Raw genomic sequence first — 23,537 nt, 5'->3', positions numbered from 1 at the left:
GACTGTAGGGACGCGAGGTGACGGGGATCACCCGCCCCGGTGAACGGGAGGTGAACGAGGGGGTGTCGCCGCGGCGGCGCCGTGCGCCGGCGTCGCGACGGGTGCAGGATCGGGAACGTCGTGCACTGCACGATCGCATGCGGACGCATGCGATGACGGCCTGGAGGCGCGACTCGCCCCGGTCGTGTCGGCCTACGCCGCGACGGTGTTGCGGTGCGTCTCCACGGCGACGAGGCGTCCGTCGGCGATGTGCATCACGGCGAAGTCGCCGACCGAGAGCATCGCGGCGCGTCGGAGGTCGAACCGGCCGCTGTCGTCGGCCGTCGCGGTGGCGATGCGGGCGATGATGTCGGGCAGCACGGGTCCGTGCGAGCAGAGCACCGTGGACTTCGCCTTCTCGAGGCGCTTCCGCACGACGCCCTTCACGTCGGCGGCGCCGCGGTCGTGTGCGTCCTGGCTGATGTCCGGCGTGCTGGAGACGCCGAGCTTCGTCGTGGCGGACAGCGGCTCGACGGTCGCAAGGCACCGCGCCGCCGTGCTGCTGACGATCTTCTTCGGCCCGAAGGCGGCGACGGGCGACGCCACCGCCTTGGCTTGCGCACGCCCGACCGGCAGCAGCGGGCGGGTGGCGTCCGGGCCGTCCCAGTCCGAACCGGGGAGGGTCTTGGCGTGCCGGAGCGCGATGAGGGCGAAGGTGCGGTGTTCACCGGCCCGGACGCGCTCCGCGAACCGGTCGAGGATCGCGACGTCGCGCTCGTAGGTCAGCCGGGCTCGGGCGTCGTCGAGGGTGACCCACTCGATGGACGCGACCTCGTCGTTGGGGTGGAACCTGCCGGCGCGCTCGAGCTCCTTGGTGGAGACCCGCGCCGCCCAGTAGTGCACGACCTTGTCGCGACCGCTCGGCAGCACGTACTCGGCGGTGCCGAGCGGAGCGCCGAGGTGCACGCGGTACCCGGTCTCCTCGTGGATCTCGCGCACGGCGGTCGTCGGGACGCTCTCGCCCGGGTCGACCTTGCCCTTCGGGAACGAGACGTCCTTGTGGTGGTCACGGTGCACGAGCAGGACGAGGGGGACGCCGTCCCGCTCGCGCCAGACGACGGCCCCTGCGGCGACGACCGGCCCTGAGGAGCCGCCGCTCACCGACTGGAGCGCTTCCGCGCCGAGATCTTCCGCATGAGGACATTCTGCACGTCGTCGAGCGGACGGCCGTCGTCATCGGTGGAGTGCCGCGTCCACTCGCCGTCCGACTCGAGGTGCCACGAGCTGGTCGTGTCCGCCATCGCGAGGTCGAACATCTCCTGGACCTCGGTGACGTGTGCCGGGTCGGACAGGCGCACCAGGGCCTCGACACGGCGGTCGAGGTTGCGGTGCATCATGTCCGCGGAGCCGATGAACACCGCGGGATCGCCGTCGTTGTGGAACGCGAACGCCCGCGAGTGCTCGAGGTACCGTCCGACGACGCTCCGGACACGGATGGTGTCGCTGACGCCTTCCATGCCGGGCTTCAGCGAGCAGATGCCGCGCACCCACACGTCGACGGGCACCCCGGCCTGGCTCGCCAGGTAGAGCGCGTCGATGATCTGCTCGTCGACCATCGAGTTGACCTTGATGCGGATGCCGGACGGCTTGCCGGCGCGGGCGTTGTCCGCCTCGGCCTGGATCCGCTTGAGCAGCCCCTTCCGGAGGTGCAGCGGCGCCACGAGCAGACGCTTGAACTTCTTCTCGATCGCGTAGCCGGACAGCTCGTTGAAGAGGCGGGTCAGGTCCTTGCCCACCGTGTCGTCCGACGTGAACAGGCCCATGTCCTCGTAGATGCGCGAGGTCTTCGGGTTGTAGTTGCCCGTCCCGATGTGGCTGTAGTGCTTGAGCGTGCCGCCTTCTTGGCGGATGACGAGCACGAGCTTGGAGTGCGTCTTGAGCCCGACGAGGCCGTAGACGACGTGCACGCCGGCCTTCTCGAGCTTGCGGGCCCACGTGATGTTGTTCTGCTCGTCGAAGCGCGCCTTGATCTCGACGAGGGCCAGCACCTGCTTGCCGGCGGCGGCCGCGTCGATCAGGGCCTCGACGATGGGGCTGTCGCCGGAGGTGCGGTAGAGCGTCTGCTTGATCGCCAGCACGTTCGGGTCGGCTGCGGCCTGCTCGAGGAAGGCCTGCACGCTCGTCGCGAAGGACTCGTACGGGTGGTGGACGAGCACGTCCTTCGCCTTGATGGCGCGGAAGAGGTCGGGCTTCGTGTTCGGCTCGCCGGGCTGGAACTGCACCGGCGTGGTCGGGACGTGCTTCGGGTAGTGCAGGTCCGGCCGCGAGATCTTCGCGATCTCGAAGAGGCCGCCGAGGTCGAGCGGCGACGGTAGCCGGAAGACCTCCTGCTCGGTGATGTCGAGCTCGCGGACGAGCAGGTCGAGGGTCACCGGGTCCATGTCCTCGGTGATCTCGAGGCGGATCGGCGGGCCGAAGCGACGGCGGAGGAGCTCGCGCTCGAGCGCCTGGATGAGGTTCTCGGCCTCGTCCTCCTCGATCTCGACGTCCTCGTTGCGGGTGACCCGGAACACGTGGTGCTCGAGCACCTCCATCCCCGGGAACAGGTCGTCGAGGTGGTTCGCGATGAGGTCTTCGAGCGGGATGAACCGCATGCGCCCGGAGTTGTCGTCCGGCAGCTTGATGAAGCGCGAGAAGTTCTGCGGCACCTTGAGGCGCGCGAACTCCTGCCGCTGGGACTTCGGGTTGCGCACGCGCACCGCGAGGTTGAGCGAGAGCCCGGAGATGTACGGGAACGGGTGCGCCGGGTCGACCGCCAGCGGCATGAGGACCGGGAAGATCTGCTCGTTGAAGTACTCGCGCATCCGGAGCCGGTCGGCTTCGTCGAGGTCGGACCAGTGCTCGATGTGGATGCCGGCGGCGTCGAGGTCGGGCTTGAGCGAGCCGATGAAGGCCTGGGCGTGCCGGTCCTGCAGCTCGTGCGCCTTGGTGGCGATGTCGCGCAGCACGTCGGCCGGTGCGCGGCCCACGTTGGTCGGGACGGCGATGCCGGTGTCGATGCGGCGCTTCAGGCCGGCCACCCGCACCATGAAGAACTCGTCGAGGTTGGACGCGAAGATCGCCAGGAAGTTCGCCCGCTCGAGGATCGGCTGCGTGCGGTCCTCGCCCAGCTCGAGCACGCGCTGGTTGAACCGCAGCCAGCTGAGTTCACGGTCGAAGTAGCGGTCCGTGGGCAGCGACTCGTGCTCGATCTCGACGACCTCGTCGAAGTCGTCGAGGTCCGGTGCGACGGATTCGCCGTCGAGCTGCGGTTCGGTGTCCATGCCCACATCCTGCCACCCGGCCCCTGCCACCGGGGCGTCGTCGGTGGACCCTGTGGAAACGGGCGGTGAACGACCGGCCTGTGGGCGGCTAGGGAGCGGCGTACTGCACGTCGATCGCGTGCTGCTCGAACCCGGACCGGCGGTAGAGCGCCAGTGCGGGCTCGTTGTCGCCCTCGACGTAGAGCGCCGCGGCGGAGAGGCCGCGTCCGACCAGTCGTGCCGTCCCGGCGCGCATGAGCACCCCACCGAGCCGGCGTCCCTGCAGGTCGGGGCGGACGGCGACGGCGTAGAACTCGCCGATCCCGTCCTCGACCTTGAGCCAGCACGACCCGGCGAGCACGCCGGCCTCGTCGCGGAGCAGCAGCAGGTCGTCGCCGGAGAACCAGTCGTCGGCCTCACGGGCACGGAGGTCGTCGAGCGTCATCCGCCCCTGCTCGGGGTGGTGCGCGAAGGCCGCGGCGTTGAGGCCGAGCCAGTCGGACTCGTCGCCGTGGTCACCGGCGCGGAACGCCGCCAGTGAGTACCCGGCGGGGACGGCGGGGTCCGGCGCCACGGACGGGATCGGCGCGCGGAGCTGCAGGAGGGTGCGGACGGGCGTCCACCCGAACCGTGCCGCGAGCGCCCGGGCAGCGGGGTGGTCACCGTGCGCCCACGCGAGCCGGGGAGCCGGCGTGACCAAAGGTGCGGCCCCGCCGCCCGTGCCGAGCACCTGCTCGACCAGGGCGGTCCCGAGGCCGCGGCCCCGTGCCTCCTGGCCGACCACGAGTTCCAGCTCGCCGTCGCGGACCACGGCGACCCCGCGCTCGTCCCCGACGACCGCGGCCCGGCCGGCGCGCACGTCGACGAGCGTCTGGTCGGAGAACGGGCGGGGCTCACCGGGGACGACGAACCGTTCGAGCGCGACGTCCACTACTGCGCCGCGAGCCGGTCGGCCTCGTCGTCGTAGACGTTGAAGCGGTACCCGACGTTCCGGACGGTGCCGATGAGGGACTCGAGGTCGCCGAGCTTCGCGCGCAGTCGTCGGACGTGCACGTCGACGGTCCGTGTGCCACCGAAGTAGTCGTAGCCCCACACCTCGCTGAGGAGCTGCTCGCGGGTGAAGACGCGCGACGGGTGGGTGGCGAAGAAGCGGAGGAGCTCGAACTCCTTGAAGGTGAGGTCGAGCGGCCGTCCGCGGACCTTCGCGGAGTAGCTCGCCTCGTCGATGACGACGCCGGACGCCTGGATCTTCGAGCCGGTCTGGTTCTTCGACGCACGCCCGGCGCTCAGGCGGATGCGGGCGTCGACCTCGGCGGGTCCGGCGGTCTCGAGCACGACGTCGTCGACGTTCCACTCGCTGTTGACCGCGGTCAGGCCGCCCTCGGTGACGACCAGGATGATCGGGGTCGTCGAGCCGCTCGTCGCGAGGATCTTGCAGAGGGCCTTGGCGCTCGCGAGGTCCGTGCGGGCGTCCACGAACATCAGGTCGCTCTGCGGGGCGTTGACGAGCTGCGCGGCCTCGGCGGGGACGTGGCGGATCCGGTGGCTCAGCAGACCGAGGCTCGGCAGGACGTCGCCGGGCGCGGCTGAGGTGAGTACCAGGAGCTGGGCCACAGGACCTCCAGGGCGTGGGGGAGTCGTGCACACATCCTAGTGATGCTCGGGAAGTGCCCCTCCCGACCGGACGGTCGGGACGCGGCGACCGGACGGTCGGGGCGATGGCGGCCGGACGGTCGGGGCCGCGGTGACCGACGGTCGGGGCGCGGGCGACCCGCTCTGTCATGATGGGGCGCGTGACCGAGCCCGTGCCGCCCACCGACCAGCGTCGCCTCAGGCTGACGTCCGTGCTGCCGGTCTGGCTGCTCGCGGTCGTCGGCGCCGTGCTGGTCCTGACGCTCACGCAGAAGGACTCGTTCGCCTGGCTGCTGCTGGTCTTCGTCCTCTGCGTGCTGGTCAGCTTCGTGCTCCAGCTCATCACGGCGACGAAGGACGGCCTGGTCGAGCGGATCAGCATCGCGTCCTCGGGGGCGTTCGTCGTCGTGCTCGTCACCGCGGTGGTCCTGCTCGCGCGCTGAGCGAGCCGCCGCACGACGCCGCCGCCGGCCGCCGTGCAGCCGTGCAGCCGCGCGCCCGCCGTGCGGCCGCGCGCGCCATGCCGGAGCAGGGCGCGCCGCCGCTCACCTTCCGTGCGGAGCCGCGCCGCGTAGACTCGCCCCATGGATTCGCTGCTTGCGCTCGAGCTCTTCTACGTGGGCCTCCTCGGTCTGGCGTCGCTCGCGATCGCGTTCATCTCCGTGACCGTGATCGTGAAGCTGTTCAAGGGTCAGCGTTGATCGAACTGCCCGAGGGCCTCGCCCCCGAACTCGTGCCCCTGTCCTGGCTCGTCGGCGTCTGGGAGGGCACCGGCGTCGTCGAGTACCCCGTCGGCGACGAAGAGGAACCCCGGAAGTACGAGTTCGGCCAGCGCGTCAGTTTCAGCCACGACGGTCTGCCCTACCTCAACTACTCGTCCACGACGTGGCTGCTCGACGACGAGCACACGCCGCTCGCGGCCGAGATGGGCTACTGGCGGATCGACCGGCCGTCCGAGCCCGGCGACCGCGGTCCCGCGATGCTCCTCGGCGAGGGCCCGACGCCGTTCACCACCGTCGAGAGCGTCGAGGCGCTCCGGAACACCACGGACGGCTTCGACGTCGAGGCCGCGATCATCCACCCGACGGGCGTCAACGAGCTCTACGTCGGTCGGGTCCGCAAGGGCCGCATCGACCTCGCGACGGACGCCGTGATGCGCTCGCCGAACGCGAAGGACTACTCGGCCGCCACCCGGTTGTACGGCCTGGTCGAGAGCAAGCTCTTCTGGGCGTGGGACATCGCCGCGCTCGGCCGCGAGCTCACCTCGCACGCCTCGGGGCAGCTCGCGAAGGTCGACTGATGAGCGCCTTCGCCGGTCGCCCGGGCTTCGTCGCGTCCTCGGACGCGCCGGGTGCGCCGGCCGCGCACTTCGGCAACCCGCTCGGCGAGCAACGCCTGCTCGCCCGCGGTCGTGCGGTGGTCGAGCTCGGGCTCGGCGTCGTCACGGTGTCCGGTCCGGACCGGTTGTCGTGGCTCAACTCGATCACCTCGCAGCTCCTCCTCGGCCTCGACGCCGGGGTGAGCACCGAGACCCTCGTGCTCGACCAGTCCGGTCGTGTCGAGCACGCCGCCCGTGTCGTCGACGACGGCGCGGTGACGTGGTTGCTCACCGAGCGGGACGACGCCGCTGGGTTGGCGGCCTGGCTGTCCTCGATGCGCTTCATGCTCCGGGTCGAGGTGGAGGACCGTTCCGCGGACTTCGTGACGCTCGGCCGCTTCGACGGGGCCGAGGCCGTCGCTGCCGCCGACGACGTGGTCGTCGAGTGGGTCGACCCCTGGTCGTCGGTCGCGCCCGGCGGGTGGGGCTACGCCGACCTGGAGGCGCACCCCGGCTCCGACTGGACCCTCCGCATCGCTGTGGTCACCCCCGACACCGCGGCCGCGGTCGCCGCGTCGGACGTGCCGGCCGCGGGCCTGCTGGCGGTCGAGGCCCTGCGCATCGCCGCGTGGCGCCCCGCGCTGTCCGACGCCGACGAGCGGACGATCCCGCACGAGCTCGACTGGCTCCGCTCGGCGGTGCACCTGTCGAAGGGCTGCTACCGGGGGCAGGAGACCGTGGCGAAGGTCCACAACCTCGGGCACCCGCCGCGTCGTGTCGTCATGCTGCACCTCGACGGCTCCGACGCCGTTCTGCCGGCTCCGGGGACGCCGGTCGTGGTCGGCGACAACGAGGTCGGGCGACTCGCGGCGTCGGCCGTGCACCACGAACTCGGGCCGATCGGTCTCGCGATCGTGAAGCGTTCCCTCGACCCAGCTGCGACGCTGTCACTGACCGCGGACGACGTGGTCGTCACCGCGACGCAGGAGACCATCGTGCCGCCCGAGGCCGGCGCCACGGCGAACGTTCCGCGGCTGCCCCGGCTCGGGGCCGTCCGCCGCTCGTAGTCCCGCGCGTCCGGTTCTCGGCCCCGCCGGCACCGCCGGCGGGACCGCTCGTTGGGCCACCAGGCAGCCCGAGTCTCGGCCCGGCGGACACTTCAGTGCCGAGCCGACCGCGGAACAGTCCGCGGAGCCGAGTCTCGGCCCGCCAGTTCACCCGTCCGACCGGCCGCCCGCACACCCGCACCGGTCAGGCGGGCTCGACCGCCGACCACGGCACGCTGAGCTCGCCGAGCCGCCACCGCGTCACGCCGTGCAGCACCGGCCACCCCCGGTCCCGCATCCCCCGCACCGCCGCGATCCACCGCTGCCGCGGACCGTACGTGCCGAGCGGCGCCGCGACCGCCCAGGCCAGGTCGAGGTCGCGCAGGAACGCGTGCACCCGCTCCCCGGGGACGTTCCGGTGGATGAGCGCCTTCGGCAGCCGCTCCGCCACGATGCTCGGCACGTCGAGGCCCGCGAGCCGGAGCGACACCGTGAAGGTCCGCGGCGCGACCTCGTCGAGGGTCACCCATGAGGCCACCCGGCCGACCTCGTTGCAGGTCCCCTCGACGAGCGCGCCGCCCGGCTGCAACCGGTCCTGCATGATCCGCCACGAGTCCGGCACCGCCGACTCGTCGTACTGCCGCAGGACGTTGAACGCCCGGATGACGACCGGGCGACGGCCCTCGGGGGTCGGTGTCTCGAAGCCGCCGAGGCGGAACGTCACCCCGTCACGCGTGCCGGCGTTCGCCAGGGCGACGCGTGCCGGTTCGATCTCGATCCCGGTGACCTCGACGTCCGGGCGCACCCGTGCCAGGCGGTCCCGGAGCTCGAGCGTCGTGGTCGGCAGCGCGCCGTACCCGACGTCGGCCACGAGGGGGTCGGCCGTCCGCCGCAGGGCCGGCAGCGCGGCGATCCAGCGGTCGACCCGGCGGAGCCGGTTGTGCCCCGTCGTCCCGCGCGTCACGTTCCCGATGGGCATCCCCCAAGGGTACGCAGGACCGGACGCTCGGTAGGATCGAGGGCATGACCTCCACGCTCGTCCTGCTGCGTCACGGCAACAGTGACTGGAACCAGAAGAACCTGTTCACCGGCTGGGTCGACGTCCGACTCAGCGAGCTGGGCGAGAAGGAGGCGAAGCGCGCCGGCGAGCTCATCTCGGAGTCGGGCATCGTCCCCGACGTCCTGTACACCTCGCTGCTGACCCGCGCGATCCAGACGGCGGACATCGCCCTGCTCGAAGCCGACCTCGCCTGGCTGCCGGTGAAGCGTGACTGGCGCCTCAACGAGCGCCACTACGGCGACCTGCAGGGCAAGGACAAGGCCCAGACGCTCGAGCAGTACGGCGAGCAGCAGTTCATGGAGTGGCGTCGGTCGTTCGACGTGCCGCCGCCCCCCATCGCGGACGACGCCGAGTGGTCGCAGGCCGGTGACCGCCGGTACGCCGACCTCGGGGACCAGCTGCCCCGCACCGAGTCGCTCAAGCTCGTGATCGATCGTCTGCTGCCCTACTGGGAGTCGGACATCACGAAGGACCTCGGCGAGGGGAAGACCGTCCTCGTCACGGCGCACGGCAACTCGCTGCGTGCGCTCGTGAAGCACCTCGACGGCATCTCGGACGACGACATCGCGGGTCTCAACATCCCGACGGGCATCCCGCTGGTGTACGAGCTCGACGACGAGTTCCGCCCGACGAAGCCCGCGTACTACCTCGACCCCGAGGCCGCCGCGGCCGGTGCGGCAGCGGTCGCCGCACAGGGCGCCAAGAAGTAGCACCCGCCCGAGGACGCCCCGCCTGGTCACCAGGCGGGGCGTTCGTGTGTTCGGCCTGGGCGAGAACCGGTTCGCGAAAGCGACAGTCTGCCGCGGACGTTCCGCCGACTTCTGTCGCTCTGCCGGGAGGAACGGATCGCCTCGCCAGCGCCGTGTCGCTTCGGCGGAGTGGTCGGCTCCTCGCGCCGCGGTGCGTCAGACGAAGTGCGCGGCGATCTCCTGCACGAGCGCGCCGACGTCGTACGGCCGGGTGGTGTCGACCCGGACGACCGGCACCCCGGGCAGCCCGACCGGCTGCGCCTCGGGACCGTGCTCGTCCCAGAACGCCAGGACGTCCGCCAGGTCACCGTGCACCTCGTGCCGCGGCGGCATGGTCCCCGGGTCGTAGCGGTCCCGCAACCGTTCCTCGGCGGTGGCCCGGTCGACGTGGCACCAGACCTCGACGGCGCGCGGTGACCCGGCGGAGGCGAGCCGCGCCTCCAGGAGGTCCCGGTCCCGCGACGGCAGCCAGACGGCGTCGAGGACGACCCCGTTCTCCACCGCTGCCGCCATCTGCCACATCGTGTCCATCGCGATGGCGCCCAGCGGGCGCGACGCGATCATCGGGCCGACGACGTCGGCCAGCGGTTCCTTGATGCGGTCCTTCGACAGGAAGGGGCAGCCGAGCACCTCGGCGAGTGCGCCACCGATCGTGCTCTTGCCGGAACCGGGCATGCCGTTGACGATGATCGCGACCTGGGCCATGCCTCGATCCTGGCAGACCGGAACGGTCCGCTGCGTCCGATCAGACCGCAGCGGACCTGCGCCGCCCGGTGGGGCGGGTCAGACCGACGCGGTCGACGTCGAGGCGCCGGTCCAGTCGCCGGTCGCCAGGTACTCGACCTTCTTCGCGATCGAGACGGCGTGGTCCGCGAAGCGCTCGTGGTACCGCGAGGCGAGGGTTGCGTCGACGGTGTCGATCGGGTTGCCCTTCCAGGTCTCGCCGAGCACGAAGTCGAACACGCTGGCGTGCAGCTCGTCGACGGCGTCGTCCTCGTCGCGGATCTCGGCCGCGAGCGTCATGTCCTCGGTCGAGAGCAGCCGGGTGAGCTTCTGGGCCATCGCGACGTCGTGCGCGCCCATCTGCTTGAACGTCCCGCGCAGGCCCTTCGGCACGACCTTCTCCGGGAACCGCTGGCGGGCGAGCTGCGCGATGTGCTCGGCCATGTCGCCCATCCGCTCGAGCGACGAGCTCACGCGGAGCGCGGTGACGACGACGCGGAGGTCGCGGGCGACGGGGGCCTGGCGGGCCAGGATGTCGATGGCGATCTCGTCGAGGCTGTTCGCCGCCTCGTCGATCTTGGCGTCGTCGGCGATCACCTCCTCGGCGAGGGCGACGTCGGAGTCGGTGAAGGCCTGGGTGGCACGGGTGATGGCGGACTCGACGAGTCCGGCGATCTCGGCGAGACGCTCCTGGACGTCCTGGAGCTCCTGCTGGAAGACTTCGCGCATGGGGGAGTACCTCTCTCTGCGTACCGGTCGAGTGTCGTCAGGTCAGGTGAACGAACGGTGACGTCCGTCTGAACGCTTCGCGATCCGGACCCGGAACGGCCGCGAACGGGGGTGAACGGCGCTCGAACCCCGTGTGACCATCCCTACACTGGCGGCATGGACAACGCGTGGCTCGTGCCACTGTCGATGCTCCTCGGCGGGGTCTTCGGCGCGGGCGTCGTGGGGCTGATCATCACCGCCGAGCGCACCGCCCGTGCCGCCGACGTGGCGGAGCGCACCCTCCCGGACGGCGTCGCCGCGGTCATCGCCACGATGCACAACCCGGCGGTGGTGGTGGACCCGTCGAACACGGTCGTCGCCGCGTCGCCGCAGGCGCTCACGGTCGGGCTGGTGGTGCGGCGGAAGCTCGTGCACCAGGAGCTCGCCGACCTCGTCGACCGGGTGCGGCGCAGCGGTGAGATGGGGTCGGAGGACCTCGAGCTCCCGCGCGGTCGGGGCAGCGACCAGATCGGCTACCTCAGCTTCCGGGCGGCACAGCTCGGCAACCGGTACGTCCTGGTCACGGCGGACGACCTCACCGAGAGCCGGCGTATCGACGAGGTCCGACGGGACTTCGTCGCGAACATCTCGCACGAGCTGAAGACCCCGATCGGGGCCATCGGGCTGCTGTCCGAGACCCTCGTCGCCGCGGCGGACGAGCCGCAGCACGTCCGGCGGTTCGCCGCGCAGCTCGTCACCGAGTCCGAACGCCTGGCGGCCCTGACGAAGGACATCATCGAGCTCTCGCGGCTGCAGTCCGTCGACGCGCTCGAGAACAGCGAGGAGACGTCGATCGACCGCATCGTGCAGGCCGCGGTCGACGCGAACGAGATCGTCGCCCGCGCCCGGGACATCGAGCTCGTCCGCGCCAAGAAGTCGAAGCTCCGCGTCATGGGCGACCCCGGGCTGCTGCAGATCGCCGTCTCGAACCTCATCGCGAACGCGGTGAAGTACTCCCCGGACCACACGCGTGTAGGTGTCGGCGTGCGGTCCACCAAGGGCTTCGTCGAGATCGCCGTGACCGACCAGGGCGTGGGCATCCCCGAGGCCGACCTCGACCGGGTGTTCGAGCGCTTCTACCGCGTCGACCCGGCGCGGTCCCGCGCCACCGGTGGCACCGGCCTCGGGCTCGCGATCGTCAAGCACGTCGTCGGGAACCACGGCGGCGACGTCCGCGTCTGGTCGCAGCCCGGCAAGGGCTCGACCTTCACGATCCGTCTCCCCGAGGCGGACACCGAACTGACCACCGCACTCGAAGAGCAACTGGAAGAGCAGCAATCGTGACCAAGATCCTCATCGTCGACGACGAGCCGGCCCTGAGCGAGCCCCTGGAGTTCCTGCTGCAGCGCGAGGGGTACGACACCTCCGTCGCTGCGGACGGTGTGACCGCGCTGTCGAAGTTCGACGCGGAGAACCCGGACCTGGTGCTGCTCGACCTCATGCTGCCGGGGCTCTCCGGCACCGAGGTGTGCCGGCAGATCCGCACCCGGTCGAACATCCCGATCATCATGCTGACGGCGAAGGACTCCGAGGTGGACATCGTCGTCGGGCTCGAGCTCGGGGCCGACGACTACGTGACGAAGCCGTACTCGACCCGCGAGCTCCTCGCGCGCATCCGGGCCGTGCTGCGACGCCGCACGGAGGACGACCCGGCGGACAGCGGCATCCTGCAGGTCGGCGGCATCCGGATGGACGTCGAGCGGCACACGGTCGCGGTCGACGGCTCGGAGACGCCGATGCCGTTGAAGGAGTTCGAACTGCTCGAGCTGCTGCTCCGGAACGCCGGACGCGTGCTCACCCGCGGGCAGCTCATCGACCGCGTGTGGGGGTCGGACTACTTCGGGGACACGAAGACCCTCGACGTGCACATCAAGCGCATCCGCTCGAAGATCGAGCGCGTGCCGAGTGCTCCGGAGATCCTGGTCACCGTGCGCGGGCTCGGGTACCGCATCGAGGGCTGACGCCGGACGGGGCGCGACCGGTGGGTCGCGCCCCGCGCGCAGCGCGACCGACAGGAGGCCCGGTGCCGGTCCTGGGAACCGGCACCGGGCCTCCTGTCCGGTGGTCCTGGGTGATCAGCCGTTCGTGCCGGCGTCGCCGCTGGACGAGTCGGTCTGCGAGTCGCCCGTCTGCGTGCCGGGAGCGGTGGCGTCGCCGGTCGGCTCGGTGCCGCTCTCGGAGGGCGTCGTCGCGGTGCCGGTGGGCGTGGGGGTCGGCGCGAGGGTGGAGTACTCCTCCTGCGAGCTCGTCAGCACCGGGACGCTGGCGGAGACGCCCTCGGCGCCGGAGTACGAGAAGTAGACCTTGACGAGCGAGCCGGGCTTCGCGTCCGCGTTGTCGAAGACGACGTCGCGACCCGTGCCGGCCTCGGTGCCCTGCGTGGTCGTGCCGGTGTCCTCGGTGGCGCCCTCGGCCGTGGTGTCGGTCGTCATCGCGAGGTCGACGTGCGTGTTCGCCGGGACCTCGACGGTCTGGGTGTCGCCACCGACCTCGATCGACAGGGTGATGTCGCCCTTCTCGGCGGTGTTCACGAGGGTGCCGATGAAGCGCGCCTGCTCGCCGTCGTCCGAGATGAGCAGCGCGTTGCGGACGGCGATCTTGCCGGTCGAGACGTCCACGCCGTCGGTGATCTGCTTGATCTCCGTGGTCTGGGCGGGCGACAAGAACTCGCAGCCGGTGGCGCCGAGCGCGATGGTTGCCGCAACGGCGACGGACACGAGTACCCGAGCTCGCAAGAGATTCCTCCGGAAGATCACGACGTGGACCGGACGGTCCGAACTCCACCATCCTAGCGAGGACCTGGGAGGGGTCGTGGTTAGGTGCCCCTTACCCCAATTCCGCTTGTGGTAAACTGGGTGTCTCGGAACGGAGCCTGATACATGCAATTCGAGGTCGGCGAGACCGTGGTCTACCCCCATCACGGGGCGGCAACCATCTCTGAAGTGAAGACGCGCGTCATCAAGGGCGAGGAAAAGGTCTACCTGAAGCTGCGGGTCACCCAGGGTGACCTGACGATCGAGGTGCCGGCGGACAACGTCGACCTCGTCGGTGTCCGTGACGTGATCGGCAAGGAAGGGCTCGACAAGGTGTTCGAGGTCCTCCGGGCCCCCTTCACCGAAGAGCCCACGAACTGGTCGCGTCGCTACAAGGCGAACCTCGAGAAGCTCGCTTCCGGTGACGTCATCAAGGTGTCCGAGGTCGTCCGCGACCTGTGGCGCCGTGACCAGGACCGCGGCCTGTCCGCGGGTGAGAAGCGGATGCTCGCGAAGGCGCGGCAGATCCTGATCTCCGAGCTCGCGCTGGCCGAGAAGACCGACGAGGACAAGGCATCGACCGTCCTCGACGAGGTCCTCGCCTCCTGAGCACGCCGAAGCACTGAACACGACCTCGACCGTTCTGTTCCCCGAAGGGGTGGACAGGGCGGTCGTCGTCGTTGCGGCCGGGTCCGGCACACGGCTGGGCGTCGGGACGGCGAAGGCCTTCGTCCCGGTGGCCGGCCGGCTGGTGCTCGCCCGGGCGCTGGAACCGGTGTTCGCCCTGCCGGAGCCGACGCTCGTCGTCGTCGTGGCGCCGGCGTCGCTGCTCGACGCCTGTCACGAGGTGGTCGCCTCGGTCGCCGGGGCGGCGGCCGCGTACACGGCGGTGGTCCCGGGAGGCGCGGATCGTCACGCTTCGGTCGAGGCCGGCCTGGCCGTCCTGCCGGACTCCGTCACCACCGTGCTCGTCCACGACGCAGCGCGCTGCCTGACACCGGCCGCGCAGTTCACCCGGGTGTTCGACGCCGTGGCCACCGGCGACGGAGCGGGGTTCGTGCCCGCGCTGCCGGTGACCGACACGGTGAAGCGCGTCGACGGTGACGTCGTCGCCGAGACCGTCGACCGATCGGCCCTGGTCGGGGTGCAGACGCCGCAGGGGTTCCCCCTCGCGGCTCTCCGCACCGCCTACTCCGTGTCCGGGCAGGCGGAGACCGACGATGCCGGGGTGTTCGCCGCCGCCGGTGGCACGGTGCGTGTCGTGCCGGGCGACGCGGACGCGTTCAAGATCACCACCCCGTGGGACCTCGGTCGTGCGGAGTCGATCGTGCGGTCGCGCACGGGTGCCCCCGACGGCGTGCGCATCGGCCTCGGTCTCGACGTGCACGCGTTCGACGACGCGTCGCCCTGCCGTGTGGGACTCCTCGACTTCCCGGGCGAGGCCGGCCTCTCCGGGCACAGCGACGGCGACGCGGTCGCGCACGCGGTCTGTGACGCCCTGCTCTCGGCTGGTGGCCTGGGCGACATCGGCGGGACCTTCGGCACGTCCGACCCCGCCTACGCCGGTGCGGCGGGGGACGTCTTCGTCCGCGGTGCGGTCGGGATGCTGGCGTCGGTCGGTCTGGTCCCCGTGTCCGTCACCGTGCAGGTCGTCGGCAACCGCCCGCGCATCGGCGCCCGCCGGGCCGAGATGCAGGACGCCCTGGCGGCCGTCGTCGGGGCCCCGGTCGCGGTGTCCGGCACCACGACGGACGGCCTCGGCTCCACCGGTCGGGGCGAGGGGCTCGCGGCGATCGCCACGGCGCTGGTCCGACCCCTCTGACGGGCGACGGCGGGGCGGGGTGCGGCGCGCTGCGCGGTCCCGTCACCACGGCGCGACGGGGTGTGCGGCGCGCTGCGCGGTCCCGTCACCCGTCCGTCGCGACGTCCTAGGCTTGGGGCGTGACCGTACGCCTCTACGACTCCCGAGCCGCAGCCGTCGTCGACCTCGTCCCGCTGGTCGACGGACACGTCAGCATGTACGTCTGCGGCCCGACGGTGCAGTCGTCGCCGCACATCGGGCACCTCCGCTCCGCGCTGGTCTACGACGTCTGGCGGCGGTGGCTCACCCACCGCGGGTACCGGGTGACGCTCGTGCGGAACGTCACCGACATCGACGACAAGGTGCTCGACCTCGCCGCCACCACCGACGAGGAGTGGTTCGCCCGGGCGTACCGGGTCGAGCTCGAGTTCACCGCGGCGTACGCCGCCCTCGGCATCCTGCCCCCGACCTACGAGCCACGGGCGACCGCGAGCCTGCCGCAGATGCACGAGATCATCCAGCGGCTCGTCGACCGGGGCCACGCCTACGCCGCCGCGGACGGCTCCGGCGACGTCTACTTCGACACCGGCAGCTGGGCGTCCTACGGGGCGCTCACCCGCCAGCGCCGCGAGGACATGGTCGAGGCCGCGGACGCCGACCCCCGCGGCAAGCGGGACCCCCGCGACTTCGCCCTCTGGAAGGGCGCGAAGCCGGGCGAGCCCGCGACGGCGAACTGGGACTCCCCGTGGGGCCCCGGCCGCCCCGGGTGGCACATCGAGTGCTCCGCGATGTCCCGCCGCTACCTCGGCCCGGCGTTCGACATCCACGGCGGGGGCCTCGACCTCCGTTTCCCGCACCACGAGAACGAGCTGGCGCAGTCGACCGCCGCCGGTGACCCGTTCGCGTCGTACTGGCTGCACAACGGGCTGGTGTCCGTCGGCGGGCAGAAGATGTCGAAGTCGCTCGGCAACTCCGTCTTCGCCGCGGACATGCTCGGCTCGGCGCGGCCGCTCGTCGTGCGCTACGCGCTCGGTGCCGCCCACTACCGCTCGACGATCGACCACCACGACGGCTCGCTGGCCGAGGCCGAGGCGGCGCTCGACCGGATCTCGGGCTTCCTCGACCGGGCCGTCACCCGGCTCGAGGGCGTGCCGCTCGCGGACGCCCCGAGCGTGCCCGAGGCCTTCGCCGCCGCCATGGACGACGACCTCGCGGTGCCCCAGGCGCTCGCCGTGCTGCACGAGACCGTCCGTGCCGGCAACGCTGCACTGGACGCCGACGATGCGGAAGCGCTCGGAACCGCGTACCATCAGGTGGCCGCGATGGTCGAGGTGCTCGGCATCGACCCGCGGGACGCCCACTGGACCGGCGGGGGCCACGACGCATCGGCCGCACCGCTCGCAGCACTCGTCGAGCGCCTCGTGCAGGAGCGCACCGACGCCAGGGCCGCACGCGACTTCGCCACGGCGGACCGGGTGCGGGACGATCTCGCAGCCGCGGGCATCACCATCGAAGACACCGCAGCGGGTACACGCTGGAGCATCGCCTGACAACGGCCGTGCCGGACAGGAGAGAGCAATGAAGAACGTCTCGGGGAGCAGGAAGGGCCGGCCCGGCGCCGTCCGCTCCGGCCGCAAGGGCAACAAGCAGGTCGGCTCCGGCGGCCAGGGCGCGCAGGCGCTCGAAGGGCGCAAGCCCACGCCGAAGGCCGAGGACCGTCCGTACCACCCGGCCGGCAAGCGCAAGGCCGCGAAGGAGCGGTACGAGGCCGCACGCGGTCGTCACGGTGCGTCGACCTCGCCGCAGCAGCGGACCGGTCGTCCGCCGACGCGCAAGACCGACGACCACGAGCTCGTCACCGGCCGCAACTCGGTGCTCGAGGCGCTGCGCACGAAGACGCCCTCCACGACGCTGTACATCGCCGCCCGCATCGAGGTCGACGACCGCGTGAAGGAGATCCTCGCGCTGGCGAACCACCGCGGCGTGCCGATCATGGAGATCATGCGCCCGGAGCTCGACCGCATCACGGGGCACGACAGCGTGCACCAGGGCGTGGCGCTCAAGGTGCCGGCGTACGAGTACGCCGTCGCCGAGGACGTCGTCGAGCGGGCGTTCGCGAAGGACGAAGTCCCGCTGGTGGTCGCCCTCGACGGCATCACCGACCCGCGGAACCTCGGTGCGATCATCCGCTCCACCGCGGCCTTCGGCGGTCACGGCGTCATCGTGCCGCAGCGTCGTTCGGTCGGCGTGACGGCGAGTGCGTGGAAGACCTCCGCGGGCGCAGCCGCCCGGACCCCGGTCGCGATGGCGCCGAACCTGACCCAGACGCTGAAGTCGCTCAAGTCGATGGGGCTCTTCGTGCTCGGCCTCGACGGCGACGGCGACGTGGAGCTCGACGGCCTCGAGCTCGCCGACCGTCCGATCGTGATCGTCGTCGGGTCGGAGGGCAAGGGCCTGTCGCGCCTCGTCACCGAGACCTGCGACGCGATCGTGTCGATCCCGATCTCGAGCGCGACGGAGTCCCTCAACGCGGGCATCGCGGCGAGCGTCACCCTCTGGGAGGTGGCGCGGCGCCGTCGCGCCGAGTAGCGCCCCGCCAGGCGCACGCACAGGAGGCGCGGTGCCGGTCCCAGGGACCGGCACCGCGCCTCCTGTGCGTGCGGTCGTCCCTGCGTGGTCCGGACCGCAGCGCGTCAGACGCCCGCGCGCCAGTCCTCGACGTCGGCGTCCGTGTCCGCGTCGTCGCCGGCCTCGTCGATCACCGGGATCGGCAGCGTGATGGACGACGTCGGCGGGTTGATGAGCAGTCGTTCGTCCCGCCGGTGCCGCAGCACGTCGTTGATGTAGGCGGTGGTCGCCTCGGGCAGCGACACCGATCGTTCCTCTTGTTGGGACATGAACCACCGGTGCTCGAGCAGCTCGTGGAACACCTCGGCCGGTTCGAGCCGCCCGCGGAGGTCGCGCGGGATCGACCGGATCACCGGCTCGAACACCTTCGACACCCACTCGTGCGCGACCATCTCCTCGTCGAGGAGGTCGCGACCGTTCCGTGCCCGGTACGAGTCGAGGTCGTTGAGGAGCCGTCGGGCCTGGTTCTCGCCCGCGTCGAGACCGGTCAGCCGCAGCAGCCGCCGCTGGTGGTGGCCGGCGTCGACGACCTTCGGCTGGATCCGCACCTGCGAGCCGCCCTCGGTGGTGTGGATCGACAGCTCCTCGATGTCGAAGCCGAGCGCGTTGAGCCGCTCGACGCGGTCGTTGATGCGCCAGCGCTCCTTGATGTCGAACTGCTCGGTGCCGGTGAGCTCCTTCCAGAGGATCCGGTACTGGGCGACGATCCGGTTCGCGACGTCGACCGCGTCGGCGTTCTCGTCGAGCCGGCCGCCCGCCTCGAGGTCGAGCAGCTCGCCGGCGATGTTCACGCGCGCCACCTCGAGGTCGTTCTCGCGCTGCCCGTTCGACAGGCCGCCCGGGTAGAGCTTCCCGGTCTCGGCGTCGACGAGGTACGCCGCGAAGGCGCCGGCGTCGCGACGGAACAGCGTGTTCGACAGCGAGACGTCACCCCAGTAGAAGCCGATGACGTGCAGGCGTACGAGCAGCAGGGCGAGGGCGTCCACCAGTCGGGTCGCCGTCTCCGGGCGCAGTGTCTGCGAGTACAGGGCGCGGTAGGGGAGCGAGAACCGCAGGTGCCGGGTCACGAGCACGGGGTGCAGTGGTTCACCGTCCGGGCTCATCCGGTTCGTGATGACCGCGACGGGGTCGACGCACGGCACGTCCATGCGCTGCAGGGTGCGGAGCATCTCGTACTCGGCGCGCGCGACCTCTTCCCCGGTCTCCTTCACGGCCGCGACGTACCCGCTGAGGTGCACGAAGCGGACGAGGTGCCGGGAGATGCCCTTCGGCAGCGCGACGATCGTGTCGTCCGGCCAGTCCGCGAGCGGCACGTCCCACGGCAGGTCGAGGAGGCCGGGGTCGACGGTGGCTGCGGTGATGGACATCGAGTCGGGCACGGTGGGTTCCTCTTGCTACCGGGGTGAGAACGTGACGGGAGGCGCGGTGCCAGCTGGCACCGCGCCTCCTGTGTGTGACTTCCTGCGTTACGCGCTGACGACGGCCTTGTCGTCGAGGCGCTCGCCCGACTCGGTGTCGAAGGCGTGCACGTGGCCCGACTTCGGCGTCACGACGATGGTGTCGCCGATCGAGGGGTGCGAGCGGCCGTCGACGCGGGCGACGATGTCGACGCGCGAGCCGTTGACGTCGGCGTGGCCGTAGAGGTAGCCGTCGGCGCCGAGCTCCTCGACGACGTCGACCGTGACCGGCAGGCCGTCGCCCGAGTGCGAGACCTGGACGTCCTCCGGACGGATGCCGACGGTGATCTGGGCGGCGCGCGCGTTGGAGAGCGTGTCGCGGTCGATCGCGTGGTTGAGCGTGCCGAACTTGATGCCGCCCTCGACCACGTCGGCCGGCAGGAGGTTCATCGCCGGCGAGCCGATGAAGCCGGCGACGAACACGTTGTTCGGCTTCTCGTACAGGTCGCGCGGGGTGCCGACCTGCTGCAGGATGCCGTCCTTGAGCACCGCGATGCGGTCGCCCATGGTCAGCGCCTCGGTCTGGTCGTGCGTGACGTAGACGGTGGTGACGCCGAGACGACGCTGCAGCGACGCGATCTGGGTGCGGGTCTGCACGCGGAGCTTCGCGTCGAGGTTCGACAGCGGCTCGTCCATGAGGAACACCTGCGGCTGACGGACGATCGCGCGGCCCATCGCGACGCGCTGACGCTGACCACCGGAGAGCGCCTTCGGCTTGCGGCCGAGGTAGTCCTCGAGGTCGAGGAGCTTGGCGGCCTCCTGCACGCGGCTGGCGCGCTCGTCCTTGCCGACGCCGGCGATCTTGAGCGCGAAGCCCATGTTCTCGGCGACGGTCATGTGCGGGTACAGCGCGTAGTTCTGGAACACCATCGCGATGTCGCGGTCCTTCGGCGGGACGTCGGTGACGTCGCGGTCGCCGATGCGGATCGCGCCGGAGTTGACCTCTTCGAGGCCGGCCAGCATGCGGAGGGAGGTGGACTTGCCGCAACCCGAGGGGCCGACGAGGACGAGGAACTCGCCGTCGGCGACGTCCAGGTCGAGGGAGTCGACCGCAGGGCGGGTGCCTCCGGGGTAGAGACGGGTTGCCTTGTCGTAGGTGACGGACGCCATGAGCGTTCGGTCCTTTCTTCACCGGCAGGTACGTGCCGGACGATCCGAGTGAAGCGGTGTGCCCGTGCGGGCCCCGGATGGTCGCCGTCGACCATCGGTGCTCATACAACACGACTTCCCGGGGAAGCGCCAGTGCCGGTCGAGCCTGGTTGGCTGGTTCCCAGAGCGCCCCACTACGATCGACGGGTCCGTCCGCCGCTCGGGGGAGGTGCGGTGGACGCCCGAACCAGGAGGACCACTCGATGACCAACCGCCCCGAGGGTGACGCCCGCGCCGCGCGGAACGAGCGACGAGAAGCAGCCAGGCAGCGTGCGCAGCGTGCGCGCACCCAGCAGAAGCGACGACAGCGGGGGCTGCGGCTCGGGCTGCAGATCGGCCTCGGCGTCGTGCTGCTCGCCGCGGCCACGATCGTCACGCTCGTGCTGGTCGACTCCGTGCAGCCCGCGGGCCCCGGACCGGCGAACACCTCGCAGGGCGGCATCACGATCGGGCAGGACCTGAAGGCCGTCCGCACGGGCGCGTCCGCGTCGCCGAGCGCCACCGACGGCTCGGGTGCGGTGCGCATCACGATGTACGTGGACTACCTGTGCCCGACGTGCGCGCAGTTCGAGAAGGCGAACGGCGAGTACATCCAGGGCCTCGTCGACTCCGGTGCGGCCACGGTCGACATCCACCCGGTGGCGACCCTGTCGAACCGGTCGCAGGGCACGAAGTACTCGCTCCGCGCCGCGAACGCCGCGGCCTGCGTCGCGAACGACTCGCCGGACCAGTTCTTCGCCGTGAACGAGGCGCTGTTCGCCGAGCAGCCCGAGCAGAACACCGCCGGCCTGACGGACGCGCAGCTCACCCGCGTGGTGACGAGCGTGGACGGGCTGCAGGGACGCGCGGCGATCCGGAAGTGCATCCAGGACCAGGAGTACGCCCGGTGGGTCGACGAACGGACGAGCTCGGTGACCGGTGGTGACGTCCCCGGATCGACGCTGCGGGAGTTCCCGGGCGTGCCGCTCGTGCTCGTGAACGGGCAGCGCTACGAGCTCACGTCGCCGATCACGAACGACGACTTCCGCACCTTCGTGGTGACCGCCGCCGGGACGACCGACACGACCCCGACGCCCACGCCGACCCCGTCGGCCACGCCCACCGGGTCGCCGACACCGTCCGCGACCCCCACGTCGAGCGCGACGCCCGCCGCCTGACGGTCGCCGCCCGACGGCCCCCGACGGTTCCGGCCGTCGGACGGACAGGAGGCGCGGTGCCCGCTGGCACCGCGCCTCCTGTCCGTCCCGGGGTCGCGTCCTACAGCGACGAGCCGGGGACGCTGAACGTGTCGCAGGACGTCGCGCCGCGTTGGTAGCCGCGCAGGAACCAGTCCTGGCGCTGCTCGCTCGTGCCGTGCGTGAACGAGTCCGGGTCGACGCGGCCGCTCGACCGCTGCTGGATGCTGTCGTCCCCGACGGCACTCGCCGCGGAGAGCGCGTCGTCGATCTCGGCGCGGGTGACGGGTTCGAAGAACGTCTCGCCGTCCGCGTCCTTCGTGTTCGCCGCGTCACCGACCCACGCGCCGGCGTAGCAGTCGGCCTGCAGCTCCACGCGGACGCTGCCCGACGAGGCGCCCGTCCCCGAGCGGTTGGTCGAGGCGAAGGCACCCTGCAGCTGCTGGACGTGGTGCCCCCACTCGTGCGCGACGACGTACATCTGCGCGAGGGGACCGCCGGAGGAGCCGTACCGGGACTGCAGGTCGTCGTAGAAGGCGGTGTCGAGGAAGATCGAGCGGTCCGGCGGGCAGTAGAACGGCCCGGTCGACGCCGAGGCCTGTCCGCACCCGGTGTCGGTCGACCCGGTGAACAGCACGAAGCCCGGGGTCGTGTAGGTGATCCCGAGCTGCCGGGACTCGGCGGACCAGTAGGCGTCGAGCGACTCGGCGGCACCCTCCATCCGGCACTCCACCTTCGCGTTCGCGTCGCGGCCGGTCCGGCACTCGGACGCCGCGTCGACGCTGTCGCCCTCCTGCTGGATCTGCGTCGTGCCGCCGCCGCCGTCGACGAGACCGCTGACGTCGACGCCGGTGAACTGGAAGACCAGGAACACCACGATGGCGCCGATGCCGACCGCGCCGCCGCCGATCGCGGTCCCACGGCCGGGTCCGCGGCGGGTGACCTTCCCGCCCTCGAGTCGTGAGTCGTCGTTGAACGTCATGCCCTCGAACCTACGGGGCGACGGGGTCCGCGTCCGTCGGGTCCGAGGGGCCGGGGAGTAGGACGGGTGCATGGCGAACCTCGACGAAGCACACCCCCTGTTCCTGTTCGCGATGGACCAGCGTTCGTCGCTCCTGGAGCACACCTACGACGAGTCCGGCGGTGAGCCGGTCGACGAGGCCGAGGCCCAGCGGGTCCGGGCCGGCAAGCAGCTCGTGTACCGCGGGGTGCTGTCCGCGATCGGTGCCGGGGCCGCACGGGAGCACACCGGCGTCCTCGTCGACGAGCGGTACGGCGCCGACGTCGCGCGGCTCGTGAAGGAGGCGGGCCTGCAGCTCGCGATGCCCGTCGAACGGTCGGGCCGCGAGTGGTTCGAGCTCGAGTACGGCGACGACTGGACGGCCCACGTCGACGCGTTCGACCCCGACTTCGTGAAGGTGCTCGTCCGCGACAACCCCGCGTTCGACCCGGAGCGACGGGCGCAGCAGGCAGCCGACCTGGCGGCGGTGTCGCGTGCACTGCACGACGCCGGGCGGCCGTTCCTGGTCGAACTCCTGGTCCCCGGCACCGACGAGCAGCAGGCCTCGGTCGACGACTACGACCGCGACCTCCGACCCGACCTGGTCGTGCAGGTGCTCGAGTACCTGCAGGACCACGGGGTCGAGGCGGACGTGTGGAAGCTCGAGGGACTCGACGCACGCGAGGACGCCGAACGGGTCGTCGCCACCGCGCGCCGCGGCGGTCGTGACGGGGTGCAGTGCATCGTCCTCGGCCGGGACGCCCCCGAGGAACAGCTCGACCACTGGCTCCGCACCGCGGCCCCGGTCGACGGGTTCGTCGGGTTCGCGATCGGTCGGAGCAACTGGGAGGAGCCGCTCGAGGACGTGGTCCGCGAGCACCTCGACACCCACGCCGCCGAGCAGCTCATCGCCGCCAACTACCGGCACTTCGTCGACACGTGGCTCGAGGCCCGCGGGGACGTCGAGCACGGGGTGGACGCGGGCGCGGTCTGACCC

Annotated in this window: 23 protein-coding genes; 12 read left to right on the top strand and 11 right to left on the bottom strand. The window is 71.4% G+C overall.

All coding sequences use genetic code 11. The features are described 5' to 3' along the window. Nucleotides 1-192: 192 nt before the first annotated feature. The 4 genes from AAEP86_RS01970 to AAEP86_RS01955 all read right to left on the bottom strand — a co-directional run bounded on the left by AAEP86_RS01970 (nt 193) and on the right by AAEP86_RS01955 (nt 4,895). On the bottom strand, nt 193-1,140 hold the full coding sequence (locus AAEP86_RS01970) for an NUDIX hydrolase (protein ID WP_420368892.1): 948 nt from the start codon (nt 1,138-1,140) through the stop codon (nt 193-195). Further along, nucleotides 1,137-3,302, bottom strand: a complete 2,166-nt coding sequence (locus AAEP86_RS01965) for an RNA degradosome polyphosphate kinase (protein WP_420368891.1) — start codon at nt 3,300-3,302, stop codon at nt 1,137-1,139. The genes AAEP86_RS01970 and AAEP86_RS01965 overlap by 4 nt, the downstream gene beginning before the upstream one ends. A gap of 88 nt (nt 3,303-3,390) precedes the next feature. After that, on the bottom strand, nt 3,391-4,212 hold the full coding sequence (mshD, locus tag AAEP86_RS01960; protein WP_420368890.1) for a mycothiol synthase: 822 nt from the start codon (nt 4,210-4,212) through the stop codon (nt 3,391-3,393). Next, entirely contained in the window at nt 4,212-4,895 is a 684-nt protein-coding gene (locus AAEP86_RS01955; RefSeq protein ID WP_420368889.1) for a response regulator transcription factor, read from the bottom strand. Before AAEP86_RS01955 ends, mshD begins: the two co-directional genes overlap by 1 nt. 179 nt (nt 4,896-5,074) lie before the next feature. On the opposite strand from AAEP86_RS01955, the gene AAEP86_RS01950 reads away from it, so the two are divergent. From AAEP86_RS01950 to AAEP86_RS01940, 3 genes are all read left to right on the top strand, one after another. Continuing rightward, nucleotides 5,075-5,356: a hypothetical protein gene (locus AAEP86_RS01950; RefSeq protein WP_420368888.1), complete on the top strand. Its 282-nt coding sequence runs from the start codon at nt 5,075-5,077 to the stop codon at nt 5,354-5,356. A gap of 254 nt (nt 5,357-5,610) precedes the next feature. Beyond that, the gene (locus AAEP86_RS01945) at nt 5,611-6,213 is read left to right on the top strand and encodes an FABP family protein (protein WP_420368887.1); all 603 of its coding nucleotides are present in this window, start codon (nt 5,611-5,613) and stop codon (nt 6,211-6,213) included. Beyond that, nucleotides 6,213-7,298: a YgfZ/GcvT domain-containing protein gene (locus AAEP86_RS01940; protein ID WP_420368886.1), complete on the top strand. Its 1,086-nt coding sequence runs from the start codon at nt 6,213-6,215 to the stop codon at nt 7,296-7,298. The genes AAEP86_RS01945 and AAEP86_RS01940 overlap by 1 nt, the downstream gene beginning before the upstream one ends. A 184-nt stretch (nt 7,299-7,482) precedes the next feature. Here the strand turns inward: AAEP86_RS01940 and AAEP86_RS01935 are convergent, their stop codons facing one another. Further along, nucleotides 7,483-8,256: a class I SAM-dependent methyltransferase gene (locus AAEP86_RS01935; protein ID WP_420368885.1), complete on the bottom strand. Its 774-nt coding sequence runs from the start codon at nt 8,254-8,256 to the stop codon at nt 7,483-7,485. 44 nt (nt 8,257-8,300) lie between these two features. Here AAEP86_RS01935 and AAEP86_RS01930 point away from each other — a divergent pair, with 44 nt between their 5' ends. Further along, nucleotides 8,301-9,047 carry a phosphoglyceromutase gene (locus AAEP86_RS01930; RefSeq protein ID WP_420368884.1) on the top strand — a complete coding sequence of 249 codons (747 nt, stop codon included), beginning with the start codon at nt 8,301-8,303 and terminating at the stop codon, nt 9,045-9,047. 195 nt (nt 9,048-9,242) lie between these two features. On the opposite strand, the gene AAEP86_RS01925 is transcribed toward AAEP86_RS01930, so the two are convergent. Both AAEP86_RS01925 and phoU read right to left on the bottom strand, forming a co-directional pair. Continuing rightward, nucleotides 9,243-9,791, bottom strand: coding sequence for an AAA family ATPase (locus AAEP86_RS01925; RefSeq protein ID WP_420368883.1), 549 nt, complete (start codon nt 9,789-9,791; stop codon nt 9,243-9,245). Nucleotides 9,792-9,869: 78 nt separating this feature from the next. Next, nucleotides 9,870-10,538 (bottom strand): phosphate signaling complex protein PhoU, encoded by a 669-nt coding sequence (gene phoU / locus AAEP86_RS01920; RefSeq protein ID WP_420368882.1) that lies wholly within the window; start codon nt 10,536-10,538, stop codon nt 9,870-9,872. 156 nt (nt 10,539-10,694) lie between these two features. Here phoU and AAEP86_RS01915 point away from each other — a divergent pair, with 156 nt between their 5' ends. After that, on the top strand, nt 10,695-11,861 hold the full coding sequence (locus tag AAEP86_RS01915) for a sensor histidine kinase (RefSeq protein ID WP_420368881.1): 1,167 nt from the start codon (nt 10,695-10,697) through the stop codon (nt 11,859-11,861). Continuing rightward, the gene (locus AAEP86_RS01910) at nt 11,858-12,538 is read left to right on the top strand and encodes a response regulator transcription factor (protein WP_022906624.1); all 681 of its coding nucleotides are present in this window, start codon (nt 11,858-11,860) and stop codon (nt 12,536-12,538) included. Before AAEP86_RS01915 ends, AAEP86_RS01910 begins: the two co-directional genes overlap by 4 nt. A 114-nt stretch (nt 12,539-12,652) precedes the next feature. Here the strand turns inward: AAEP86_RS01910 and AAEP86_RS01905 are convergent, their stop codons facing one another. After that, nucleotides 12,653-13,294 (bottom strand): hypothetical protein, encoded by a 642-nt coding sequence (locus AAEP86_RS01905; protein WP_420368880.1) that lies wholly within the window; start codon nt 13,292-13,294, stop codon nt 12,653-12,655. 162 nt (nt 13,295-13,456) lie between these two features. Here AAEP86_RS01905 and AAEP86_RS01900 point away from each other — a divergent pair, with 162 nt between their 5' ends. The 4 genes from AAEP86_RS01900 (at nt 13,457) to rlmB (ending at nt 17,720) form a co-directional block, all read left to right on the top strand. Continuing rightward, a complete protein-coding gene (locus AAEP86_RS01900) occupies nt 13,457-13,939 on the top strand; it encodes a CarD family transcriptional regulator (RefSeq protein WP_017888066.1) in 483 nt (160 codons plus the stop codon). Between the two features lie 49 nt (nt 13,940-13,988). Beyond that, nucleotides 13,989-15,152 carry a 2-C-methyl-D-erythritol 4-phosphate cytidylyltransferase gene (gene ispD, locus AAEP86_RS01895; RefSeq protein WP_420368879.1) on the top strand — a complete coding sequence of 388 codons (1,164 nt, stop codon included), beginning with the start codon at nt 13,989-13,991 and terminating at the stop codon, nt 15,150-15,152. A 119-nt stretch (nt 15,153-15,271) separates the two neighbouring features. Continuing rightward, entirely contained in the window at nt 15,272-16,681 is a 1,410-nt protein-coding gene (gene cysS, locus AAEP86_RS01890; protein WP_420368878.1) for a cysteine--tRNA ligase, read from the top strand. Nucleotides 16,682-16,709: 28 nt separating this feature from the next. Continuing rightward, entirely contained in the window at nt 16,710-17,720 is a 1,011-nt protein-coding gene (rlmB, locus tag AAEP86_RS01885; RefSeq protein ID WP_420368877.1) for a 23S rRNA (guanosine(2251)-2'-O)-methyltransferase RlmB, read from the top strand. A gap of 104 nt (nt 17,721-17,824) precedes the next feature. On the opposite strand, the gene AAEP86_RS01880 is transcribed toward rlmB, so the two are convergent. Together AAEP86_RS01880 and AAEP86_RS01875 are read right to left on the bottom strand one after the other, a co-directional pair. Beyond that, on the bottom strand, nt 17,825-19,138 hold the full coding sequence (locus tag AAEP86_RS01880; protein ID WP_420368876.1) for a DUF4032 domain-containing protein: 1,314 nt from the start codon (nt 19,136-19,138) through the stop codon (nt 17,825-17,827). An 87-nt stretch (nt 19,139-19,225) separates the two neighbouring features. Next, nucleotides 19,226-20,326 (bottom strand): ABC transporter ATP-binding protein, encoded by a 1,101-nt coding sequence (locus AAEP86_RS01875; RefSeq protein ID WP_420368875.1) that lies wholly within the window; start codon nt 20,324-20,326, stop codon nt 19,226-19,228. A 242-nt stretch (nt 20,327-20,568) separates the two neighbouring features. On the opposite strand from AAEP86_RS01875, the gene AAEP86_RS01870 reads away from it, so the two are divergent. Then, nucleotides 20,569-21,522, top strand: a complete 954-nt coding sequence (locus AAEP86_RS01870) for a DsbA family protein (protein ID WP_420368874.1) — start codon at nt 20,569-20,571, stop codon at nt 21,520-21,522. 100 nt (nt 21,523-21,622) lie between these two features. Here AAEP86_RS01870 and AAEP86_RS01865 read toward each other — a convergent pair whose 3' ends face one another. Beyond that, nucleotides 21,623-22,522 carry a neutral zinc metallopeptidase gene (locus AAEP86_RS01865; RefSeq protein ID WP_420368873.1) on the bottom strand — a complete coding sequence of 300 codons (900 nt, stop codon included), beginning with the start codon at nt 22,520-22,522 and terminating at the stop codon, nt 21,623-21,625. A 70-nt stretch (nt 22,523-22,592) separates the two neighbouring features. On the opposite strand from AAEP86_RS01865, the gene AAEP86_RS01860 reads away from it, so the two are divergent. Beyond that, nucleotides 22,593-23,534 (top strand): 2-deoxy-5-keto-D-gluconate 6-phosphate aldolase domain-containing protein, encoded by a 942-nt coding sequence (locus tag AAEP86_RS01860; RefSeq protein WP_420368872.1) that lies wholly within the window; start codon nt 22,593-22,595, stop codon nt 23,532-23,534. The last annotated feature ends 3 nt before the right edge of the window (nt 23,535-23,537 follow it).

Source organism: Curtobacterium sp. L1-20 (assembly GCF_048755855.1).
Classification (GTDB): Bacteria; Actinomycetota; Actinomycetes; order Actinomycetales; family Microbacteriaceae; genus Curtobacterium.
Note: the sequence above shows the minus strand (reverse complement) of the source record. Positions and strands in the feature narration are given on the sequence as shown.

Bases quoted from the DNA above. Each gene is read 5' to 3' on its own strand.
- AAEP86_RS01940 (WP_420368886.1), top strand. From the start codon at position 6,213: ATGAGCGCCTTCGCCGGTCGCCCGGGCTTCGTCGCGTCCTCGGACGCG.
- AAEP86_RS01860 (WP_420368872.1), top strand. From the start codon at position 22,593: ATGGCGAACCTCGACGAAGCACACCCCCTGTTCCTGTTCGCGATGGAC.
- AAEP86_RS01865 (WP_420368873.1), bottom strand. From the start codon at position 22,522: ATGACGTTCAACGACGACTCACGACTCGAGGGCGGGAAGGTCACCCGC.
- AAEP86_RS01900 (WP_017888066.1), top strand. From the start codon at position 13,457: ATGCAATTCGAGGTCGGCGAGACCGTGGTCTACCCCCATCACGGGGCG.
- AAEP86_RS01915 (WP_420368881.1), top strand. From the start codon at position 10,695: ATGGACAACGCGTGGCTCGTGCCACTGTCGATGCTCCTCGGCGGGGTC.
- AAEP86_RS01935 (WP_420368885.1), bottom strand. From the start codon at position 8,256: ATGCCCATCGGGAACGTGACGCGCGGGACGACGGGGCACAACCGGCTC.
- AAEP86_RS01965 (WP_420368891.1), bottom strand. From the start codon at position 3,302: ATGGACACCGAACCGCAGCTCGACGGCGAATCCGTCGCACCGGACCTC.
- AAEP86_RS01875 (WP_420368875.1), bottom strand. From the start codon at position 20,326: ATGGCGTCCGTCACCTACGACAAGGCAACCCGTCTCTACCCCGGAGGC.
- rlmB (WP_420368877.1), top strand. From the start codon at position 16,710: ATGAAGAACGTCTCGGGGAGCAGGAAGGGCCGGCCCGGCGCCGTCCGC.
- phoU (WP_420368882.1), bottom strand. From the start codon at position 10,538: ATGCGCGAAGTCTTCCAGCAGGAGCTCCAGGACGTCCAGGAGCGTCTC.
- AAEP86_RS01930 (WP_420368884.1), top strand. From the start codon at position 8,301: ATGACCTCCACGCTCGTCCTGCTGCGTCACGGCAACAGTGACTGGAAC.
- AAEP86_RS01925 (WP_420368883.1), bottom strand. From the start codon at position 9,791: ATGGCCCAGGTCGCGATCATCGTCAACGGCATGCCCGGTTCCGGCAAG.
- AAEP86_RS01870 (WP_420368874.1), top strand. From the start codon at position 20,569: ATGACCAACCGCCCCGAGGGTGACGCCCGCGCCGCGCGGAACGAGCGA.